General features: G+C 56.6%; 2 protein-coding genes. One reads left to right on the top strand and one right to left on the bottom strand.

Going from position 1 to position 1,738, the window contains the following annotated elements:
- Window positions 1–146: 146 nt before the first annotated feature.
- Window positions 147–1,127: an IS5 family transposase gene (locus N1078_RS19430; protein ID WP_102688964.1), complete on the bottom strand. Its 981-nt coding sequence runs from the start codon at window positions 1,125–1,127 to the stop codon at window positions 147–149.
- 249 nt (window positions 1,128–1,376) lie between these two features.
- Here N1078_RS19430 and N1078_RS19425 point away from each other — a divergent pair, with 249 nt between their 5' ends.
- The gene (locus N1078_RS19425; RefSeq protein WP_274089700.1) at window positions 1,377–1,691 is read left to right on the top strand and encodes a hypothetical protein; all 315 of its coding nucleotides are present in this window, start codon (window positions 1,377–1,379) and stop codon (window positions 1,689–1,691) included.
- Window positions 1,692–1,738 lie beyond the last annotated feature (47 nt).

The raw sequence follows: 1,738 nt of genomic DNA, 5'->3' as shown, positions 1-1,738 counted from the left end.
GGATGGTCTGAAGTAGTCATGTATTTCTGGCTAACTTCAGCCTCCGCCGATTTTGAAAGCGGCAAATCGATCAAAAGCGATCAGATCACCCGCTTATTTCTGTGTTTTTAGCCGCCGCAAGCACCTCGCGGCAGCCATTCCCCGCATTACAGGCGCACCTCTCCCGCATTCGTCAGTAAATGTCTGCGCGCCATCCACAGATTCGACAGCGCGAACAGTGTCACCAGTTGCGCCGTGTTCTTCGCCAGGCCACGGAACCGCGTCTTCACATAACCGAACTGGCGCTTGATCACTCTGAATGGGTGTTCGACCTTGGCCCGAACCTGCGCCTTGGCCTTCTCGATTTTGCGCTTGGCTTTGTATAGAGCGCTGCGCTTGCCCAGTTTCTTGTAGGTGCTGCGGCGTGCCGCCACCTGCCAAATAACCTTCCGGCCATCATGCTCCGGACGCTTTTCGACACCGGTATAGCCCGCATCGGCTCCCACCATGTTTTCCTCACCGTGCAACAGCTTGTCGACTTGGGTGATATCCGCCACGTTGGCCGCCGTGCCCACCACGCTGTGCACCAGGCCGGACTCGACGTCCACGCCGATATGGGCCTTCATACCGAAGTAGTACTGCTGGCCTTTTTTGGTCTGATGCATCTCCGGGTCGCGCTTACCGTCCTTGTTCTTGGTCGAACTCGGCGCATTGATCAGCGTGGCATCGACAATCGTGCCTTGGCGCAGCGACAACCCTCGGTCGCCCAGGTAGCCATTAATCACGGCCAGGATGCCCGCGGCCAGCTCGTGTTTCTCCAGCAAGCGACGGAAGTTGAGGATAGTGGTTTCATCAGGGATGCGCTCCAGGCTCAGCCCAGCAAACTGGCGCAGGATGGTGGTTTCGTACAGCGCCTCTTCCATCGCCGGATCGCTGTAACCGAACCAGTTCTGCATCAGATGCACTCGCAGCATCGCCATCAGCGGATAGGCCGGACGACCACCATCACCCTTGGGGTAATGGGGTTCGATCAAGGCAATCAACCCCTTCCACGGAACCACCCGATCCATTTCGATCAGGAATAATTCTTTGCGGGTCTGCTTGCGCTTGCTGGCGTACTCGGCGTCGGCGAAGGTCATCTGCTTCATCGGAAAACTCAGCGGGTGGAATCCGGGTATTTTGCCAAAATCAGGAAGTCTTCTTCAGAATTTCCCTAAACGCTCTAACCGGTTTAGGCGCAACGCATCATGCAAATAAGAAGGGGCATAGCGCATGGCCATGCGCGGCGACGGATGCCCCCGAGCCACCGTGTAAGGTCAGGATATTGCCGTCGCTCATAATCAAGTGACGGGCAAGCGTTTGGCGCAGTACGCGCGAAGCGAAAGGGAGAGGTCAGCATGAAGGCAGAGTGGGACGACGCCCCCGAGTGGATCAATAGCCGCCGCAAAAGAAGCACAGCAGCGGTGCTGCTACCCGGTTTGCTTGGAACGTGCATCACCGTTGGCGCCCTGTATTTCGCTAGCCAAGCGCTGTTAAAGGGCACCGTGCAGCAGATCATTGAAAAACGACAGCTGCCAAAGCCCGTTCCAGTGGCCGAAATAACACGAGCAGAACCCGCAGCCAATAAAGACTGGGACAGCCTCGTAAACGAGGCAGCAAGCCGGCATATAGAAGCTGAGCCGTCTAGGGAAATTCTGAAGAAGACTTCCTGATTTTGGCAAAATACCCGGATTCCACCCGCTGAGTTTTCCGATGAAGC

It is taken from the genome of Pseudomonas sp. MIL19 (genome assembly GCF_028680365.1).
Lineage (GTDB): Bacteria > Pseudomonadota > Gammaproteobacteria > Pseudomonadales > Pseudomonadaceae > Aquipseudomonas > Aquipseudomonas spirodelae.
The sequence above is the reverse complement of the archived record's forward strand: the minus strand, read 5'-3'. Positions and strand labels throughout refer to the sequence as shown.

Excerpts from the sequence above, each read along its gene's own strand:
- N1078_RS19430 (WP_102688964.1), bottom strand. The coding sequence starts at position 1,127 with ATGAAGCAGATGACCTTCGCCGACGCCGAGTACGCCAGCAAGCGCAAG.
- N1078_RS19425 (WP_274089700.1), top strand. The coding sequence starts at position 1,377 with ATGAAGGCAGAGTGGGACGACGCCCCCGAGTGGATCAATAGCCGCCGC.